The 18,230-nt window shown below is 67.4% G+C and carries 14 protein-coding genes and 1 pseudogene; 4 read left to right on the top strand and 11 right to left on the bottom strand.

The window, feature by feature from the left end; genetic code table 11:
* Nucleotides 1–7: 7 nt before the first annotated feature.
* From E5843_RS01765 to E5843_RS01750, 4 genes are read left to right on the top strand one after another with little or no spacing between them, the layout of a single operon-like run.
* Nucleotides 8–1,339: a phosphatase PAP2/dual specificity phosphatase family protein gene (locus E5843_RS01765; RefSeq protein WP_141065597.1), complete on the top strand. Its 1,332-nt coding sequence runs from the start codon at nt 8–10 to the stop codon at nt 1,337–1,339.
* A complete protein-coding gene (locus E5843_RS01760; RefSeq protein WP_141065596.1) occupies nt 1,336–1,794 on the top strand; it encodes a hypothetical protein in 459 nt (152 codons plus the stop codon). Before E5843_RS01765 ends, E5843_RS01760 begins: the two co-directional genes overlap by 4 nt.
* On the top strand, nt 1,794–2,456 hold the full coding sequence (locus E5843_RS01755) for a lysophospholipid acyltransferase family protein (RefSeq protein WP_136411643.1): 663 nt from the start codon (nt 1,794–1,796) through the stop codon (nt 2,454–2,456). Before E5843_RS01760 ends, E5843_RS01755 begins: the two co-directional genes overlap by 1 nt.
* Nucleotides 2,432–3,400, top strand: a complete 969-nt coding sequence (locus E5843_RS01750) for a phosphatidate cytidylyltransferase (protein WP_166816040.1) — start codon at nt 2,432–2,434, stop codon at nt 3,398–3,400. Before E5843_RS01755 ends, E5843_RS01750 begins: the two co-directional genes overlap by 25 nt.
* A 476-nt stretch (nt 3,401–3,876) precedes the next feature.
* On the opposite strand, the pseudogene E5843_RS14295 reads toward E5843_RS01750, so the two are convergent.
* The 11 genes and pseudogenes from E5843_RS14295 to mrdA form a co-directional block, all read right to left on the bottom strand.
* Nucleotides 3,877–4,681, bottom strand: a pseudogene (locus E5843_RS14295) (type VI secretion system Vgr family protein); the annotation flags it as partial.
* 66 nt (nt 4,682–4,747) lie between these two features.
* Nucleotides 4,748–5,194, bottom strand: a complete 447-nt coding sequence (gene yiaA / locus E5843_RS01740) for an inner membrane protein YiaA (protein ID WP_136411642.1) — start codon at nt 5,192–5,194, stop codon at nt 4,748–4,750.
* 92 nt (nt 5,195–5,286) lie between these two features.
* Nucleotides 5,287–7,203 carry a T6SS phospholipase effector Tle1-like catalytic domain-containing protein gene (locus E5843_RS01735; protein WP_141065595.1) on the bottom strand — a complete coding sequence of 639 codons (1,917 nt, stop codon included), beginning with the start codon at nt 7,201–7,203 and terminating at the stop codon, nt 5,287–5,289.
* Nucleotides 7,196–7,678 (bottom strand): DUF3304 domain-containing protein, encoded by a 483-nt coding sequence (locus tag E5843_RS01730; protein ID WP_141065594.1) that lies wholly within the window; start codon nt 7,676–7,678, stop codon nt 7,196–7,198. Before E5843_RS01730 ends, E5843_RS01735 begins: the two co-directional genes overlap by 8 nt.
* Complete coding sequence (locus E5843_RS01725; RefSeq protein WP_141065593.1) at nt 7,671–8,498, bottom strand: DUF4123 domain-containing protein; 828 nt, start codon at nt 8,496–8,498, stop codon at nt 7,671–7,673. The genes E5843_RS01730 and E5843_RS01725 overlap by 8 nt, the downstream gene beginning before the upstream one ends.
* On the bottom strand, nt 8,495–11,311 hold the full coding sequence (locus E5843_RS01720; protein ID WP_136411639.1) for a type VI secretion system Vgr family protein: 2,817 nt from the start codon (nt 11,309–11,311) through the stop codon (nt 8,495–8,497). Before E5843_RS01720 ends, E5843_RS01725 begins: the two co-directional genes overlap by 4 nt.
* Before the next feature lie 130 nt (nt 11,312–11,441).
* A complete protein-coding gene (locus tag E5843_RS01715) occupies nt 11,442–12,656 on the bottom strand; it encodes a D-alanyl-D-alanine carboxypeptidase family protein (RefSeq protein ID WP_136412996.1) in 1,215 nt (404 codons plus the stop codon).
* Between the two features lie 80 nt (nt 12,657–12,736).
* Nucleotides 12,737–14,020: a septal ring lytic transglycosylase RlpA family protein gene (locus E5843_RS14495; RefSeq protein ID WP_134675111.1), complete on the bottom strand. Its 1,284-nt coding sequence runs from the start codon at nt 14,018–14,020 to the stop codon at nt 12,737–12,739.
* Nucleotides 14,017–15,138: a lytic murein transglycosylase B gene (mltB, locus tag E5843_RS01705; protein ID WP_136411638.1), complete on the bottom strand. Its 1,122-nt coding sequence runs from the start codon at nt 15,136–15,138 to the stop codon at nt 14,017–14,019. Before mltB ends, E5843_RS14495 begins: the two co-directional genes overlap by 4 nt.
* An 84-nt stretch (nt 15,139–15,222) precedes the next feature.
* Nucleotides 15,223–16,335: a rod shape-determining protein RodA gene (gene rodA, locus E5843_RS01700; protein WP_134675113.1), complete on the bottom strand. Its 1,113-nt coding sequence runs from the start codon at nt 16,333–16,335 to the stop codon at nt 15,223–15,225.
* Nucleotides 16,332–18,230, bottom strand: a complete 1,899-nt coding sequence (gene mrdA, locus E5843_RS01695) for a penicillin-binding protein 2 (RefSeq protein ID WP_136412995.1) — start codon at nt 18,228–18,230, stop codon at nt 16,332–16,334. Before mrdA ends, rodA begins: the two co-directional genes overlap by 4 nt.

The following is an 18,230-nucleotide window of genomic DNA, read 5'->3' as shown; positions in this document are numbered from 1 at the left end:
TGCGTCCATGGACCCGCGCCCTTGGCGCCGTGCGATCGCCTGGCTGGCTCTGCTAGGGCCCTTCTTCTACGCAAGCTATGGCTTCGCCAACGCGATGGCAGCCCGCCGGGACGGCGTCCCCAGTGTTTTCTTCGGCTGGGAACAGGAGATCCCGTTCGTGGCATGGACGATCATCCCGTACTGGACCACCAACGCCTTCTATGTGGCCTCCCTGTTCGTGTGCCGCACCCGAAACGAACTCGATACCCATTGCCTGCGCCTGTTGTCGGCACAGATCCTCGCGGTAGTCTGCTTTCTGATCTGGCCACTGGCTTTCAGTTTTGACCGGCCACCGGTGGATGGACTACCGGGGCACATGTTTGCGGCTCTGGAGAGTTTCGACCGTCCCTACAACCAGGCTCCCTCGCTGCATATCGCGCTGACGATAATTCTCTGGACGCTGTATGCGCGGCATCTCCAAGGGGCTTCGCGCTGGCTGCTACACGCGTGGTTCGCGCTGGTGTGCGTGTCCGTGCTGACTACCTGGCAACACCACTTCATCGATGTCCCCTCAGGATTGGCAGCAGGCTGGCTCTGTATCTGGCTGTTGCCGGGGGAAAAGCATTCGCCGCTGTATGCGGTGCGCTTTTCGCGTGCTCACGCGCGTTTGCGATTGGCTATGGCCTACCTCGCGGGCTCAGCCGGTTGTGCGCTGCTTGCCATGGCGCAAGGCGGAACGTGGTTGTGGGCGTGGTGGCCGGCACTGTCGCTGGCGATGGTCGCGTTGAACTACGCTTTCCTCGGCCCGGCCGGTTTCCAGAAGCGCGCCGATGGCCGCATGTCGTTGGCTGCACGCTGGCTCTATGCCCCGTATTTCCTCGTCGCCTGGATCAACTCGCGCCTTTGGACGCTGCGTCACCCGGGCCCGGTCGAGGTTGCCGGGGGTGTCTGGATTGGCCGCATCCCGAGCCAGTCGTCGCGCCAAGACTTCATCGTCGTTGACGTCTGTGCGGAACTCCCGCTCCCCGGGGGCGCCCGCCCCGGTGATCGCATCGTGCCGATGCTCGATCTCGTCATGCCGTCGTCAGCACAGCTGCTGGCAGCAGCCGACGCCATCCGGACAGCGCGGCAACATGGACCGGTCCTGGTGTGCTGCGCACTGGGTTACTCACGCAGTGCCGTCTCGGTGGCGGCCTGGTTGTTGCGTGATGGGTCCGCCACAGACCCGGACGAAGCCATTGCCCGGGTACGCATCGCACGTCGCCAGATCGTACTGGGTACGGCACATCGTCGTCTGCTCCACGCATTGTCGTGGGAGGCGCCGCGGACCTCCGGGGCCACCGGGGAGCGGGCCGGATGACCCCTGTCGATTTCCATTTGATGGCGGCCATTCTGCGGCGCGGCCGCGGACTTTCCATCATTTCTCTGGTGATGGCGATCCTGGCCGGCACGTGGCTCTTATCTATCGTTGCAGGGTTCTCTTCATGGTCCGGACTGGCGGTCTGTGCATTGATTTCCGCGAGCCTCGCCACCGCCTTCGCACAAGGTTATTGCGCGGCTCGAACGAACATCGACACCGAACTGCTTGAAGCAGTCGCGCCGCTGGGACCTGAGCTAGCCACACGCGAGTTGGATGCGGCCCTACTCCGACTGGGTCTGCTTCCACCGCAGCGGGCTGGTCGCAATTGGCCGCAGCGCTGGAAGGGAGCCAAGCAATGGCTGGTGCTCCAAGCCTGCCTGCTGGCGATACAGGCGGGGCTGCTGGGCAGTGCCTGCCTGCTGGCTCTGCGCCTGCGCCACCAAGGAGTGCTGTGATGCTGGATGCGTTGATCGCACGTGGCTTCAGCGGCGCCATCCGCACGCTGACCGGGGCCCGCGCGCTCTGGCAAGGCTCGATACCCTCTGCCGGACATCGGGTCTATTACGGCAACCATGCCAGCCACGGAGACTTCGTCATGATCTGGTCGGCCCTGCCGGCGGCTCTGCGCCGAGACGTCCGTCCCGTGGCAGGGGCAGATTACTGGACCCAGGGCTGGCTACGCCGCTACGTGATCCGCAACGTATTCAACGCCGTCCTCATCGAGCGCGATCCTGGCCGCCGCAGCGAGGATCCGATCCAGACGCTCTGCCAGGCCGTCGATGAAGGCGCGTCACTGATCCTGTTCCCCGAAGGCACCCGAAACACCGGCGAGGGTGTGCTGCCGTTCAAGAGCGGCATCTATCACCTGGCACGGAAGCGGCCTGAACTGGAATTCATCCCGGTCTGGCTCGACAACCTTCGTCGAGTGATGCCCAAGGGGCAACTGCTACCGTTGCCGTTGCTGTGCACCGCGCGTTTCGGGGCTCCGCTGCGCCTGACCGCGGACGAGGAGAAACAAGCCTTCCTCGACCGTGCACGCCGAGCACTGATTGCACTGGACGGCGAGACGTTGCCCGGCGCAAGCGCTGCGTCATCGACTTCAGAGATAGACCGGTGATCGACAGCTTGCGCAGTGCTCCAGATAGCACATTGCTCTTTGCCGGCATCGCCGCGGCACTGCTGTTCGCTACCCTCGTCGCCGAGACCTTGCGCTGGCGCGTAGACGCACCTAGCGCCGTCCTCGACAACCTTGCCTCGCGTATCCGCGCCTGGTGGGCGATGGCGGCCGTCGTGGGCTTGGCGTTCCTGGGCGGCCGAACCGGCGTGATCGTCCTGTTCGCCGCGGTATCGCTGTTCGCCCTGCGCGAATTCATCACCCTCACCCCGACGCGCCGCGGCGATTATTATGCATTGGTTGCGGCTTTCTACGTGGTGCTGCCCTACCAGTACTGGCTGGTCTTTGCGGACTGGTATGGCATGTACACCCTGCTGATACCGGTCTATGCCTTCCTGTTGTTGCCAATCCTGGCAACCGCCGGTGGAGACACAACCGGCTATCTCGAGCGTACGGCAAAGGTGCAGTGGGGGTTGATGATCAGCGTGTTCTGCATCTCGCATGTGCCGGCACTGCTCAACCTTCCCATCTCGGGGTACGAAGGCCGCAACCTTCTGCTGATCGCTTTCCTGGTAATCGTGGTGCAGTCGTCCGACGTGCTGCAGTACGTGTGGGGAAAACTGTTCGGGCGCCGGTTGATCGCGCCGCGCCTGTCTCCTTCGAAAACCATAGAAGGATTCGTAGGAGGTGTTGCGAGCGCGTCGTTGCTGGGGGCAGCGTTGTGGTGGATCACCCCGTTTTCGCCTCTGCAGGCAGGCTTTCTAGCCCTCGTGATCAACCTCATGGGCTTCTTTGGCGGCCTGGTGATGTCGGCAATCAAGCGGGACCGGGGCATCAAGGATTGGGGCCACATGATCGAAGGTCATGGCGGCATGCTGGATCGCCTGGACTCAGTGTGTTTCGCGGCACCGGTTTTCTTCCACGTTACCCGCTTCTGGTGGACATAGCGGGCCGCTTTCGGGGCCAGTCCAAGCTGCCTACTTCGGGATCGATCCGAGGATCCGATCCTAGAGCGCGATGGCCGTCTCATCGGCCATCTGCGGATCACCGCCTGTATGGTTTTCACGGCCAGTGGTGAGGCTGATCAGAACGCGAGGGGCAGCTGGCATCGGACTTTGCACCGCATACTCCGCGTAGAACCCATGCGGACGGCGGCCGTCCTCCATGAACGCACCCAGCCATTCCTCACCTGCCTCGCCCGCGACCAGTACGCGCCCGGCCGCAGGCGATGCGGCTTGACGCCCGGACCCTCGAGGTTCGACTCGCCACGCCGGATGAGCGAGGGCTCCTCCGGTGGCTGCCCGAACGTGTTGATGTCTAAATGCAGCACAACCGGCATACCGCCCACCTGTCCTACATAGGAGAGCTCCGCCTCTTCGTCGTCGCCACGCAGCCACAACCGCACATCACCGATGCAGAAGCCACCCGGCGCTGTGTGCCGATTGGTGCGCACGGACGCCCGCAATGCGGCCAGCGGGGCCTGGTCGGCAATGAGCGCGGACTGCTCCGCCTGCTGCACCCCATCATGCGCGGCAAGCTTCACCGTCTGGTGGATGGTGGCGGGTCGCGAGAAGGTCTCGCCCAGCCGCGCGAGCTGGTCGAGAAGGGCGGCCGGGGCGACGGCACTGCCCGCAGGCGAGGCGGTGTCGATGCCATACGCGCTCAGCCACAGCCCGCGTTCGGCACGCACCGCGCCCCAGGCGTCGGTGCGCAGTTCGAAGCCTTCACCACGGAAACTGCCGCGGTAGTTGTCGGCCCGGTGGACCAGGTGGCCGAGGTTGAGCTGGCTGCACGCGTGCATGGTGGAGAGTTGCAGGCGCAGCTGCCCGTCGCTGTCATCGAACAGCAGCCGGTTGTGACCGCCGCCACCCCACTCCTTGGACTGGATGCCCCACAGTGCGCGGGCATGGCGATGCGCGTCGTCGCCGCCGCCCATGCCGTGCCATGGCGGCGCATGGCCGCCGACGAGGTTGGCCTGTGCACTGGGGCGGTGGTCGGACGCCTGTGCGTAGGCACTGCTGTCGGCGTCGGCGGGCTTGCCTCCGGGTGTCGCTGGCACGCCGGCCTCGCCCTCGGCCGTTGTAGAGCGCGCCGACCACGACGGGCCGATCGATGTCGCCATCGATGAAGGCGACCAGCACTTCCTGGCCGATCCGTGGCAGGAACTGGCTGCCCACGCCGGGACCTGCATAGCGCTGCGCAACGTGCAACGAGCATGAGGCGCGCGCGGTGTTGGTGAGGCGCCATGAGTGCCCTCCCACAAAGGCGCCTGCGTCCGCCGCGAACAAACCCGATCAGTTATCTACTTCTGCCGAGCGTCGGAAGAACCTGCGCTCGCCGTGTGACTTCGATTCATCCCCGAAGCTGTCGCGGGTGCTCTTCTGCACCGCAATCGCTGCAAACAGGCTCAGTGCGTATGCCATGCCGTAGAAACCCTTCTCGCTCAACGCAAGACCCGCGTTCCACAAGCCGATAAACAGCAACAGCAGCGCCGAGATCACCGCAAACCACGACAGACCGTAGTAGATGTTGGTCACCGGAATTCCCTCCATCCGGTCGCGCACGCTCTTCTGCACCGACACCGCGGCGAACAATCCATACAACAGCAGGGTGAAGTAGTAGCCCTTTTCATTGAGCTGCATCTGCGCATTCCACAGCCCGATCAGGTAGGCGCTGGCGCCCAGAAGCAATGCGAACCAGGATGCGCCGACAAAGGCGGCAGAGGGCTTGCTGTGTTCCATGGTCATCTCCTTTGACGTGTGTGTGGTTCGTGCGTATGCATCAGACATCTCTACTTCACGGAGAGCCTCCGCTCAGCTCGGTCCGAGGAAAGCTAGTATCGAAGTCGGCCGGGCGCGAACAGCTGTCGCTTGTGCAGGTACGTCCAGCCCATCTCCCGACGCCGACTCATCGCGGCAATCACGTCCAGCACGCCGGCGGTGCCATCGGACGCGGATGCTGGGTTGTCATCGTCGTAGATCGGATAACGACCGGCACGGTAGGTCTGCAGATTCTCCCGTTGCTTGGTACTCAGCGGATCCCGTGGGTGGACCGGCCGATGCGGCAGCGTGGTCGCGGTGTAACCCGAGTACTCGCCGCGCGTCAGGTAGGCGCGCTCCTTTTCGCCATGCATACGCTCGTAGGCGGCAACGTCCTGAGCGTGCTGCTCCAGGCGCCGACGATAGTCCCGATCCTTTGCCTCGAGACGATTGCGGATGATCTGGTGATCGTGATCCGATTGCGGGTCGGTGAGCAGGAAGTGCGCGCGTGAGTCGTGCACGTACTGTGCGAAGAACGACGCCACAGCCTCTGTCACGGCGGGCGCGCGGTCCCAGTCTTCCTTGAACTCCCATCCCAGCGGCGGCTTCGGTGGCGCCAGCTCGCGCGTCGAAGGTCCGCGCAAACGCTGCATGTACGCTTCCTGCTGCCTGGGGAATTCGGCGAAGGCTGCGAAGTGTCGTCGTAATTCGTCGTTCGCCGCGATCATGTCGATCTGCTCCTGCCGTCCGGCACGGCGGACGAAGTGCAAGTTGTCGAACGTCGATTTGGCCAATACCTGCTTGCGCCAACCGAGATACAGCCGCCGATGCGCCAGCATCTGTTGCGGCAGTGGTGCCGAGCCTGGAATGCCGAGGGCGCTCTGATAAGCAGCGTAGCTGCGTTGCAGTTCGGGGCTTAGTTCGAAGTCACCCCACCGATTCTCGGCCTTGAGTATGTCGTCAGCGATCAATGGAACCCGGGCCGCAACCGCGCGCCGATACATCTCGTTCAACGCGATCTGAGACAGTTTGTCGGACTGCCACTGGCGTAGGCCGCCGCTCGGCAACAGCGTGCCCTTGCCTTGTGTGTACAGCCCATATCCGCCGCCAACGTCGGAGTGCATTCCTGGATACACAATCTCAACGCACCTCGACGGGTATCCACCCCTTGCACGCCGCACCGAGTCCAGCGGGAACGACGCGCGTGCCTCGTGTGCGGCGACCATGTGCACGCACTGCTCGACGTCGTCCGGAATGGTCAACAGCGATTCGTCGCCCCAGTCCTGGTGTCCTTCCACGCCTGGCGCAGGGGCTGAGTCTGCCAATCCTACCGAGGCGACGGTATCGAACAACCCGAGGAAGCGGATACGCATCGGCACACCGCAGAAGATGCCGTCCACGTCGCAGAAGTTGCGCTTGAGCTGGTGTACGAACGATCGCGCCGCAGTGGCTCCGCGCGAGAACCCAAACACATCGAAAACGATCTCATCGATCTTTGGATTCTCCGATGCGGTGAGCATGTGGGTCAGCTGGCGCCGCCAGCGCGGAAGCAGTGAGGCGCTTGAGACCGCTGCGGCAATGCTTCTCGGGTTCCCAGGAACGATATATCGGTCAGACACCTTCTGCGCGATCTGGTTTACGACATAAAGAAGTGCGTAGCGAATGCGTGGCGCACCCATTGCACCCATCGACGCGCCGTACTCGTGCGGCACGGGCTCGCCAATGTCCGCAAACGGCGTGCCGACGCCCTGCACGTACAGCCGATAAACACCAGCGCTTGGCCGTTCCTCGCAGACCTCGAACAACCGCGCAATGTTGCTGTGAGAGCCGCTGGGCACGTCCTGATACTTGCTGTTACGCGTGCCGTCGAAGAAGATCGAAAAACTCAGCTTGAGGCGACAAGTCCTTCCGGGTTCGCACTGCCTGGATGCAGACGGCCTTCCGTGACGTGGTGCCGGGGCGGCTTCCGGGGTGTAGGCGTGATCACTCATGTTCGTCCTTGAGCAGTCCGGAATTCACTATGTCTCGGCGAAAATCCTTCGTCGGATACCCCGGCCCAGGATAATCAGGATGGCTTGGGGCCAGCATGCTGGGAATTATCAGCACCTCGTCACCTGCCAGGATGTGGAGGTGCGTTCTGCCGACCTTGTCGTACGGATGGATCGACACGACCTTTTCGTGCTTTACACAGTTCTTTCCATATGGCTCGCATCGCTCCCAGTTCACGACGGCAGTGAGGCCAGGCCGCCACTTGACCGGCAACGTGATGCCACTGGCAACGGTACTGCCCCCAGTGCCTGCCGACCCCACCCAGTTACCGTCGATGAACACATCGTTGACGTAGGTCAGACTCGGATCATGATCCATCGGTGTGACGCTACTGCCGAACAGGGTGTCGTCGTCGACTGCAGGTGCGCATGCCGCGAGCAGGACACCGAGCAGGACGACTACGGTGCGATCAAGCATTGGGTTCCTCCATGAGCGCAGCCCAGAACCTGGCGCCCCGCCGCCTTGCGATGACCGCAGGATGATCAGCTAACGTCGTCAGCTGGGCCGCACCGCGATGGAGGACGCGCGCGACGATGGTCATTGCGTCTTCCGGATCTTCGTAGTCGAATCTGCGCGCGAGTTGCAACGCATCGGCGGCGGCTCGATATCTTGATTCAGAACTGCCCCAGTCCGGGTGCAACTGTACGAACCCTTTCAAGTCCTGCAGCAGTTGGTCAGCCGCCGAGGCATCGAGCAAGCAGCGATACTGGTCCCGGCTTAGCCGGGCATCAGATGGGTTGGCAATCCGCGTCTGCACGGCTTCGGGCACGGAAATGGAGACGCACGCGCCCATTCCATCGCGATCAGCAATACACCAGGCGGCGAATGGGGCGAAGAACAGCGCCGCCTGCCGCGGCGACCAGATCATTGCCAGCGAACGCAGCACGCGTCCATCCGCAATACGGACATAGCAGCAGGAGGCTTCGTCAGGGAGCGCGACTGATGTCCAGTTCGCCAGGTGCGTCGCAAGCGCATCCATCTCATATCCACTGAGTAACCAGTTGATGCCGCGTCCGCATCCATCGATGCCGAGCTCTGTCGCGATCGCGGCCGGAAGCAACCAGGGGCCGAGGTGTCGTGCCTCCTTCGGCGCCTGCGGCAGGAGAGATCGGGCCTCGGTCCGTGCCGTTACGCGGTTGGCGAGCAGCGGCTGCATTGCAGCGTCGATCAATACAAATGTCGCCGCTTCCGGATGGGTGGCAACACGATGCTTCCAGAGATCGGGGAGGGGGTTCACAGGGGCACCACCGGTGTGCCGGCAATGGCCGCTTTCAGAATGCAATCGATGCAGACCGGCTGGAACTGCACGAGTTCGCGCTCAAGGCTCGTCGGCCCCACAAAACTCTTCTTCGCCGCATGCACCTTGATCGTGCCCGGGCAGGCAATGGTGATGTTGCCGCCTTCGATGGTCAGGCTGGCGCCGCCGGCGGTGGCGAGGTGGATGGTCCTGCCAGCGGCGAGGTCGACTTCGGCGTTCGCGCTGACGATCCGGAGCTGGTCGCGGCTGCGGAGGCGGACCTGGTCGTTCTGCGCCTGCAGGTCGAGCTCGCCTTCGCCGCTGACGAGGCTGAGGGTGTTGGCTTCGGTCTGTCCTTCGACCGCCGCGGCGAGCAGGCCGATGGCCTGGCCGGTGTGGATGCGCAGGTCGCCGGCAACGGCAAGATTGCTGGCCCCGCCGCTGGCCAGGGTGATGGTTTCGCCGGCGCTCCAGTGCAGTGATTGTCCGGCGATCAGTCCGATGCCGGCGGGAGCGGCAAGGCCCACGATCGCATCTCCGGTATGCGGTACGCGATTCGCGCCTGCGGCTGGGCTGCGCTCGGCGGCCGCGCTGGCGGCGTCATTCCAGGCGGCGCCGGGCACCGTGGTGCGCACGGACGCCCGCAATGCGGCCAGCGGGGCCTGGTCGGCAATGAGCGCGGACTGCTCCGCCTGCTGCACCCCATCATGCGCAGCAAGCTTCACCGTCTGGTGGATGGTGGCGGCGCGCGAGAAGGTCTCGCCCAGCCGCGCGAGCTGGTCGAGCAGTGCGGCCGGGGCGACGGCGGTGCCCGCGGGCGAGGCGTTGTCGACGCCATACGCGCTCAGCCACAGCCCGCGTTCGGCACGCACCGCGCCCCAGGCGTCGGTGCGCAGTTCGAAACCTTCACCACGGAAACTGCCGCGGTAGTTGTCGGCCTGGTGGACCAGGTGGCCGAGGTTGAGCTGGCTGCACGCGTGCGTGGTGGAGAGTTGCAGGCGCAGCTGCCCGTCGCTGTCATCGAACAGCAGCCGGTTGTGACCGCCGCCACCCCATTCCTTGGACTGGATGCCCCACAGCGCACCGGCATGGCGATGCGCGTCGTCGCCGCCGCCCATGCCGTGCCATGGCGGCGCATGGCCGCCGGCGAGGTTGGCCTGTGCACTGGGGCGGTGGTCGGACGCTTGCGCGTAGGCACTGCTGTCGGCGTCGGCGCGCTTGCCGCCGGGTGTCGCCGGCACGCCGGCCTCGCCTCGGCCGTTGTAGAGCGCGCCGACCACGACGGGCCGATCGATGTCGCCATCGATGAAGGCGACCAGCACTTCCTGGCCGATCCGGGGCAGGAACTGCGCACCGACGCCCGGGCCGGCGTAACGCTGGGCGACCCGCAGCCAGCACGAGGCGCGCGCCGCCCCGGCGTCGCGGTCGGCATCGTCCATGAAGTGGAAGCGCACGCGGATCCGGCCGAGCCGGTCGCAATGCACTTCCTGCCCGCCCGAGGGAGAACTGTTCCCTTCGCCATCGACGACGATCGCGGTCTGGTAGCCCGGCGCGGTGGGCCGTGGGTTGAGCCGCGTGCCGGTGCCGTCGGCCAGTACCGGACGCCAGGCAAGACCGCGTGGCACGGCGTCGAAGCGCGCGGCGTAGCCGACCGCCTCGGCCTGCCTGTGCAATGACGCCGGGAAACCGGCGTTCGCCCGGGTGTCGCCAAGCACCTCACGCACCTGCTCGCGCAGGTCGACCGGCAGATTGTTGATTCCCAGCTGCCGCACGCGGGTCAGCACCAGCTCCTGGGAGTCGGCACTGCCACCGGCGGACTGCGTGAGGCCAAACCACGTCCCGGCACGCAGGGTGCGCGCGGTGGCCTCGCCCACGTGGGTGTCGCGCTGCGCTTCGTCGGCCTGCGCCATCAGGCCCGCATAGCGCTGCGCCTCGTTGGCGTCGGCGAACGCGTAGGGGCCGACCGGGTCGTAGGCCTCCAGTGCGACGTCGTTTGCAACGCTGCGCATCGGCAGTTCGACACCGAGCGCGCGGGCACGCTTGTAGTCGTCGCTGAGGACCGTCAGCCGGTCGCTGCCGATCCGCTGCCGGCGCCCGATCGCGAGGATGCTGTCCTGTGCTTCGGTGGCATCGCTGCGATGGAAGCGGATGCCGCCCTGCGCGGCGGAAGACGCGTCCTCGGGCAGCAAAGTGCTGTCGGCAAACAGCGCCAGCACATGCCCGGCGGGCGCGTCGGCGTTCTCCTCGATGCGCCAGCCCAGGCCTTCCTCGGCCAGCAGCCGCGACACGAAGTCGAAGTCGGACTCACGGTAGTGCACGCAGTAGCTGCGTGGGCGGGCGTCGGCGAGGAAGCCGGCCACCTCGTCGGCGAGGGTCCAGCGTGCCAGTGGTGCATAACTGGCGAACACGCTTTCGACGATTTCCACCACGCTGCGGTCCTCGAACACGCGGCTGTGGCGGCCCTGTGTCAGCAGCCAAGTCCAGGGCACCAGCTGCAGCCGATACCGTGCAAGGCCACCGTCGGCGCCCAGCAGCACGGCTTCGCGTACCAGGCCGCTGCGCACGGCCTCGCCGCCGTCGGCAAGCCGCGTCAGCAGGCGCGCGGGGCGGCCGAGCCAGCCCTCCAGCGGCAGGCCGGCATCGGTGGACAGCACGTCCACCTGCCATTCGAACCCGTGCGACAGGCGCTCGTCGCCCTGCCAGCGTTCGACCAGCAACGGGGCATCGGAAGCGAGGTCGAGCCGGTACAGCCGCGTCGCATCGTCGATGCGGGCCAGTCGGGCCAGTGCGTTGCGTGCGGCGATGGCATCCATGCGTGCAGCTCCGGGTGGGCATCCTGCCCCCTGCCGCGCATCATGCCATCCGCGGCGACGAGATCAAGCCGGCGCGGTCACGCGGCGGCGATCGCCCGGCCGCCACGCAGGCGGCCGGGCATGAGGTGGCTCAGTCGGCGTTCCACCACATCAGGAATTCGTGCCACAGGCGCTTGAAGAACCCGGCCTGTTCCACCGCCTGCAACGCGACCAGCGGACGCTCGGCGATCACTTCGCCATCGAGGCTGACCTTGACCGTGCCGACCGCCGCACCCTGCTCCACCGGCGCTACCAGCGTGGCCGGGACATCCATCGTCGGCTTCAGCTGCTGGTACCGGCCGCGCGGCAGGCTGACCACCAGCGGCTCGGCCAGGCCCAGCTGCAGTTCATCCTCGCGGCCCTTCCAGATGCGCTGGGTGCTGATCGCGGCGCCGGCGTCGTAGAGCTTGTGGGTTTCGAAGAAGCGGAAGCCCCAGTTGAGCAGCGCGAGCGAATCGGTCGCGCGCTGCGCTTCGCTGCTGGAGCCCATCACCACCGCGATCAGGCGCTGGTCGCCGCGCTTGGCCGAGGACATCAGGCAGTAGCCGGCGGCGGAGTGGTGGCCGGTCTTGATGCCGTCGACGCTGTCGTCGCGCCACAGCAGCAGGTTGCGGTTGCGCTGGGTGATGCCGTTGACGGTCATCTCCTTGATGCTGTTGTGCGCGTATTCCTCGGGGTAGTCGCGGACCATCGCGCGCCCGAGCAGGGCCAGGTCGCGTGCGGTCGAATAGTGGTTCTCCTCGCTGAGGCCATGCGAGTTGACGAAGTGGCTGTTCTTCAGGCCGATGCGCTGCGCATAGGCGTTCATCAATGCGGCGAACGCGTCCTCGCTGCCGGCCACGTGCTCGGCCAGCGCGATCGCGGCATCGTTGCCGGACTGCACCGCCATGCCCTTTTCCATCTCCAACAGCGACGCGGTCTGGTTGACCGGGAAGCCGCTGTAGCTGCCGTCGGTGCGTGCCCCACCCTTGCGCCAGGCGTTCTCGCTCATCATCACCTGGTCGGTGGCGGCGACCTTGCCGGCAGCCATCTCGGCGGCCACCACGTAGCTGGTCATCACCTTGGTGATGCTGGCGGGCTCGACGCGCTGATCGGCGTTCTCACCCGCAAGGACCTGCCCGGTCTCGTAATCCATCAGCACCCACGCCGAGGCGGTGATCGCCGGCGGCGGCGGTGCGGGCATCGCCTCGCTGAGCGCGGCGGGCGCGGCAGGGGTCGGTGCCGGCGTCTGCGCGACTGCGAAGCCGAGCGCGGATGCGGCCAGCGCGGCAACGAGGACTGCGGCGGGGCGGATCGGAAGTTTCATGGACAACAGGCTCATGGACAGCGGGGACTCCTGGCAGGCGGCCATCCCGGCCGGCCTGGTCGAACGGGCGGAGCGAGAGTCTACTCGCGAACGATTTGCGGCTGGCCGAAGCCGAGGCCGGCGCAACGGGCGGTCAGTTCGGCGACCTGGTGCGAGGCGACCGGCCCCACGCGCAGGCGCCAGACCGGCTTGCCGGCAGCGACGCCATCGACCAGCTGGGCCTCGCTGACCCCGGCACCGCGCAGCATGGATAGCGCGCGCTCGGCATTGTCGCGCGCGCCGAACGCGGCCACCTGCAGGATCACCGCGGCTGCGCCGGTCGCCGCAGCGGGGGTCGCCTGGGCCTGGCTCGGCGCAGCAGCGGGCGGCGGCGACGTGGTGGCGGCTGCTGCGGCACGCGCCGGCGGGGTGGCCGGGCGTCCGGTGGCGACGCGGATCTGCCGCTCCTTCATCCAGGCATCGAACTCGTCGGCGCTCATCGCGCGGCCGTTCTGGTGCATGTCGAAACGCCACTCGCCGGCCGGCGCCGGGGTGACTTCGGCGCTGGCGGCAGGTGCCGGCCGTTCGCCGGCACGCGCGCTGGCCATCGGCAGCGCGGCCACCACGCGGTCGATTGCGCTCGTCGCCGGTGGCACGGCCGTTGAAGGCGTCGCCAGCTCCGGCGCCGCCGGCGGCAGCGCCTGCGCGTAGCGGCCGCCGTCGTGGCGGGCATTCTCGCCGGGGCTCAGCGCGACCACCTCGACCTCCGCGGTACCGGCGCGGTGCATGTCGAGCTTCACCGCCGCCGCCCAGCTGAGGTCGACCACCCGACCCTCGTGGAACGGTCCGCGGTCGTTGACGCGCACCACCACCGAACGACCGTTCTGCAGGTTGGTCACCCGGGCGAAGCTCGGCAGCGGCAACGACTTGTGTGCCGCGGTGAAGGCGTACATGTCGTACACCTCGAGGTTGGACGTGCGCCGGCCGTGGAACTTGTTGCCGTAGTACGAAGCCCGGCCGCGCTCGCTGAAACCGGTGGTGTCGTCGAGCACGTGGTACGACTTGCCCAGCACCTGGTACGGGCTGCGGTTGCCGTAGGCCGAGCGCGGCTCGTCGACCACGTCGGGCTCGGGGATGGCATCGACGTCGGGAACGTAATCGGGCGCGCTGTCGCGGATGTGCGGCGCGTACAGGCCGCCGGCCACGTAGTCACCGCGCTTGCCCGGATCCTCCTGCGCCGGCGCGTATGGCGAGCGCCGCGCGGTACCCGCAGCGGCGGGCGGCGGGCGCGACCCGGGGGCGGCGTCGGGCGCGGGGGCCTTGCGTGGCGCACCGCTGCAGGCGCCCAGCAGCAACACCGCACCGGCAGCCGCCAGCCACCTCATGGCCCGGCCGCTCCCGCGCGTATCGCCTGGGCCAGCTGGTGCACCGCCAGCGAGTACATCGGCGAGCGGTTGTAGCGGGTAATGACGTAGAAGTTGCGGTAGCCCAGCCAGTACTCCGGGCCGCTGTCGCCATCGAGGCTGATCAGCGTGGCGCCCTCCGCGACCGGCTCGCCGGCGCGCGGGGTGTAGCCGCGCGCGGCAAGCGTGGCGAGCGGATGCACCGGATCGACCGTCTCCGGACGGAAGTCCTCCGCATCCGCTGCACGGTCCGCGCGTGCCACCACCGGCGCGCCGCGCTCCCAGCCATGGATGACGAAATAGTTGGCGATCGACGCGAACACGTCGGGCAGGTGGGTCAGCAGGTCGCGGCGGCCATCGCCGTCGCCGTCCTTCGCCCACAGCCGGTAGCTCGACGGCATGAACTGGCCCATGCCCATCGCGCCGGCATAGCTGCCCTTGAGCGCGAGCAGGTCGAGCTGCGGCTCCGCCTTCTGCAGCGCGAACAACTGGGCGAGTTCGCCGGCAAAGAACGGCGCGCGGCGCGGGAAGTCGAAGGCCAGCGTGTAGAGGGCATCGAGCACGCGGTAGTTGCCGGTGACCCGGCCGTAGCTGGTTTCCACGCCGATGATCGCCACGATCATCTCCGCCGGCACGCCGGTTTCCGCCGCCACCCGGTCGAGCGCTGCACGGTTCTCGCGATAGAAGCGGATGCCGCCGTTGATGCGCTGGTCGTTGATGAAGATCGGCCGGTAGTCACGCCACGGACGGACCGCTTCGGCCGGTCGCGACATCGCATCGAGGATCGGCTGGCGCAGTTGCGCCTGTGCCAGCACCTCGCGGATGCGCTGCGGCTCGACGCCGTAGGTGCTGGCGGTGTAGTCGACGAAATTGGCGATGCGCTGCTCGCGCGGGATCGCCGGATCGGTCACCGACTCCGGCGCGACCGGGCGTTCCGGTGGCTGTGGAACCGGCGGCAGCAGTGCCGGTTCGGCCGCGACCGGTGCACTGGCAGGCGCCTGATCGACGTGAGGCGGGTTGGCCTGTGTCGCGCAGGCGACCAGGGCGAAGGGCAGCAGGCTCGCGGCGAAACCGCGGAAAACAGGGGCGCGTCGGGTCATCGACGCGAGGTTAGCACGCACGTTGCGAGGGTCGAACCGCGGATGCGCGCGATGTTCAGGCTGTCGCGGTGGAGCCCGCACGGGTCACGCGCGGCGTGCACCGCCATGCGCACGCACGGACATCACCACGCCCAGCCCCGCAAGCAGCGAGACCGCCGCCGTGCCACCGTACGACAGCAGCGGCATCGGCACGCCGACGACCGGCAGCAGGCCGGAGATCATGCCGCCGTTGACCAGCACGTAGACGAACAGCGACAGCCCCAGCGCACCGGCAACCAGGCGACCGAAGCCGTCGCGCGCCTGCGCCGCGATCCACAGGCAGCGCGCGACGACGAACAGATACAGCGACAGCGTGACCATCACCCCGAGCCAGCCGAATTCCTCGGCCAGCACCGCGAAGATGAAATCGGTGGTGTGTTCGGGCACGTAGTTGAGATGCGACTGGCTGCCCTGCCCCCAGCCCATCCCGCGCAGGCCGCCGGCGCCGATCGCGATCTTGGACTGGATGATGTTCCAGCCCGCGCCCAGCGGATCCTGCTCGGGATCGAGGAACATCAGCAGGCGGTCCTTCTGGTAGGGCATCAGCAGCCAGAACCACGCCACCGGCGCCGCCGCCGCCAGCGCGCCGAGCGCGGCCGCGAACCACCACCACGACATCCCGGCGAGGTACAGCACGAACAGGCCGCTGGCGGCGACCAGCACCGCTGTGCCGAGGTCCGGCTGCAGCATGATCAGCCCGGTCGGCAGGCCGACGATGGCCAGCCCTGCCAGCACCCCGGTAAAGCGCGGCGGCAGCGGCGCACGGTTGAGGTACCACGCGGTCATCATCGGCAGGCTGAGCTTCATCAGCTCGGAAGGCTGCAGGTAGAACACGCCGAGGTTGATCCAGTGCTGGCCATGGCGGCCGGTGCCCATGAACAACACGGCCACCAGCGGCAGCAGCGACAGCGCGTAGCCCAGCGGGGTGATCCCGCGCAGTGCCACCAGCGGCACCCGCGACAGCAGCCACAGCGCGCCCAGGCCGACGCCATAGCGCAGCGCCTGCGCGGTCAGCATCGCCTGGCTGTGGCCGCCGGCGCTGTAGAGCACGGCCAGGCCGATGCCCATCAGCGCGACCAGCGCCGCCAGCAGCGGCCAGTCGAGGGTGCGGGTGAAGCGCTGCAGGAGGTCGAGCAGCCAGCGCAGGATGATGTTCATGGCGCGGTGCCCTCCACGCCGGTGGGGCCGACGGCGATCGCGGGCGCGCCGATCGCGTCCGTTCCCTGCCGCAACACCCAGGCGTCGAAGATGCGCCGGGCAATCGGTGCCGCGGTGGCACCGCCGTAGCCGCCGTGTTCGACCACCACCGCCAGCGCGATGGTCGGGTGCTCGGCCGGCGCGTAGCCGACGAACAGCGCCTGGTGGCGCAGGTGGTAGGGCAGCGTGCGCGGATCGAGGTTGGCGGCGCCGCGGCGGCCGATCCGCTGCGCGGTGCCGGTCTTGCCGGCCATCCGGTAGCTCGCGCCCTGTGCCATGCGGGTGGCGGTGCCGCGGCCGTGGATGGTCGCCTCCATGCCTTCCTGCACCGCGCGGATGTGCGCCGCGTTGTCGCTGATGCGCGGCGCCGGTTCCCCGGCGACCGGGCTCCACGGCTGGTCGTAGGCGGTCTTGCGCTCGGCCACCAGACGCAGCGGGTGCAGTTCGCCGCCGTTGGCGATCGCCGCGGTCCCGCGTGCCAGCTGCAACGCGGTGGCGATCCAGTAGCCCTGGCCGATGCCGGCGATCACCGTTTCGCCGGCATACCACGGCTCGCGGCTGCGGCTGGCCTTGTAGGCCAGCGACGGTACCACGCCGGTGTTCTCGCCGACCAGGTCGATGCCGGTGGGCTGGCCGAAGCCGTAACGGTGCATGTAGTCGGCGAAGCGCTCGATGCCCATGTCGTAGGCGAGCTTGTAGTAGTAGTAGTTCACCGATCGCGAGATGGAATCGCGCAGCTCGGTCCAGCCGGCGCCGCGCGACGCATCGCGGTAGCCGCGGCGCTGCCCGGGGATGAAGAACTCGCCGGTCGAGAACACACCGTCGGTGGGCGTGCGCAGGCCGCTGTCGACGCCGGCCAGCGCGACGAAGGGCTTGATCGTCGAGCCCGGCGGACCGCCACCGAGCACGTTGCGGTTGAACAGCGGGCGCGCGGGATCATCCATCAGCTGGCGGTAATCGGTGTGCGAGATGCCGTTGACGAACAGGTTCGGATCGAAGCTCGGCAGGCTGACCATGCCCAGCACCTGCCCAGTCGACGGATCCACCGCGACCGCGGAGCCCTGCATGTCGCCGAAGGCATCCACCATCGCCTGCTGCAGGTCGAGATCGATGCTCAGCCGCAGGTCGGCACCGGCGGTGGCCGGCACCCGCCCCAGGGTGGCCAGCGCGCGCCCCTCGACATTGGTTTCCACCTGCTCGTAGCCGATCGCACCCCGCAGTGCCTCTTCGTACGAGCGTTCCAGGCCGGTGCGCCCGGTGTGCGGATAGAGCACCTGGTTGCCGCCGTAGCGGCCGACGTCGTCCTCGTCGGTACGGCCGACATAGCCGATGACATGGGCGAACAGCGCCCCGTACGGGTAACGCCGGTTGAGATAGGGCACCACCTCCACGCCGGGGAAGCGCCAGCGGTCGACGGCGAAGCGCGCGGCCTCGTCGTCGCTGACGCGCAGCTTCAACGTCAGCGCACGGAAGCCGCGGTTGACGCGCCGCTCGGCGCGGAAGCGTTCGACCTCGGCCGGGTCGAGCACGAAGATCTGCCCCAGGCCGTCGAGCAGGCGGTCGAGGTCACCGGCCTCCTCGGGCGTCACCTCGAGGCGGTAGGCCGGCACGTTGTCGGCAAGGATCCGGCCCTGGCGGTCGTAGATCAGCCCGCGGCCCGGCACCACCGGGCGCGGCTTGATCCGGTTGGCCTCGGACCGGCGCACGTAGTCGCCGTGGTCGATCACCTGCAGCTTGAAGTACCAACCCGCCAGGCCAGCCATCGCCAGCACCACGCCGACGAAGCCGATCAGCGCGCGGCGGCGGAACTGCTCGGCTTCCGCACCCGGGTTGCGCACACGACGCTGTTGACGCAC

Origin of the sequence: Luteimonas yindakuii, assembly GCF_004803715.2 — a bacterium.
Classification (GTDB): Bacteria; Pseudomonadota; Gammaproteobacteria; order Xanthomonadales; family Xanthomonadaceae; genus Luteimonas; species Luteimonas yindakuii.
The sequence above is the reverse complement of the archived record's forward strand: the minus strand, read 5'-3'. Positions and strand labels throughout refer to the sequence as shown.

Excerpts from the sequence above, each read along its gene's own strand:
- E5843_RS01765 (WP_141065597.1), top strand. The coding sequence starts at position 8 with ATGGACCCGCGCCCTTGGCGCCGTGCGATCGCCTGGCTGGCTCTGCTA.
- E5843_RS01760 (WP_141065596.1), top strand. The coding sequence starts at position 1,336 with ATGACCCCTGTCGATTTCCATTTGATGGCGGCCATTCTGCGGCGCGGC.
- E5843_RS01755 (WP_136411643.1), top strand. The coding sequence starts at position 1,794 with ATGCTGGATGCGTTGATCGCACGTGGCTTCAGCGGCGCCATCCGCACG.
- yiaA (WP_136411642.1), bottom strand. The coding sequence starts at position 5,194 with ATGGAACACAGCAAGCCCTCTGCCGCCTTTGTCGGCGCATCCTGGTTC.
- E5843_RS01735 (WP_141065595.1), bottom strand. The coding sequence starts at position 7,203 with ATGAGTGATCACGCCTACACCCCGGAAGCCGCCCCGGCACCACGTCAC.
- E5843_RS01730 (WP_141065594.1), bottom strand. The coding sequence starts at position 7,678 with ATGCTTGATCGCACCGTAGTCGTCCTGCTCGGTGTCCTGCTCGCGGCA.
- E5843_RS01720 (WP_136411639.1), bottom strand. The coding sequence starts at position 11,311 with ATGGATGCCATCGCCGCACGCAACGCACTGGCCCGACTGGCCCGCATC.
- E5843_RS01715 (WP_136412996.1), bottom strand. The coding sequence starts at position 12,656 with ATGAAACTTCCGATCCGCCCCGCCGCAGTCCTCGTTGCCGCGCTGGCC.
- E5843_RS14495 (WP_134675111.1), bottom strand. The coding sequence starts at position 14,020 with ATGAGGTGGCTGGCGGCTGCCGGTGCGGTGTTGCTGCTGGGCGCCTGC.
- mltB (WP_136411638.1), bottom strand. The coding sequence starts at position 15,138 with ATGACCCGACGCGCCCCTGTTTTCCGCGGTTTCGCCGCGAGCCTGCTG.
- rodA (WP_134675113.1), bottom strand. The coding sequence starts at position 16,335 with ATGAACATCATCCTGCGCTGGCTGCTCGACCTCCTGCAGCGCTTCACC.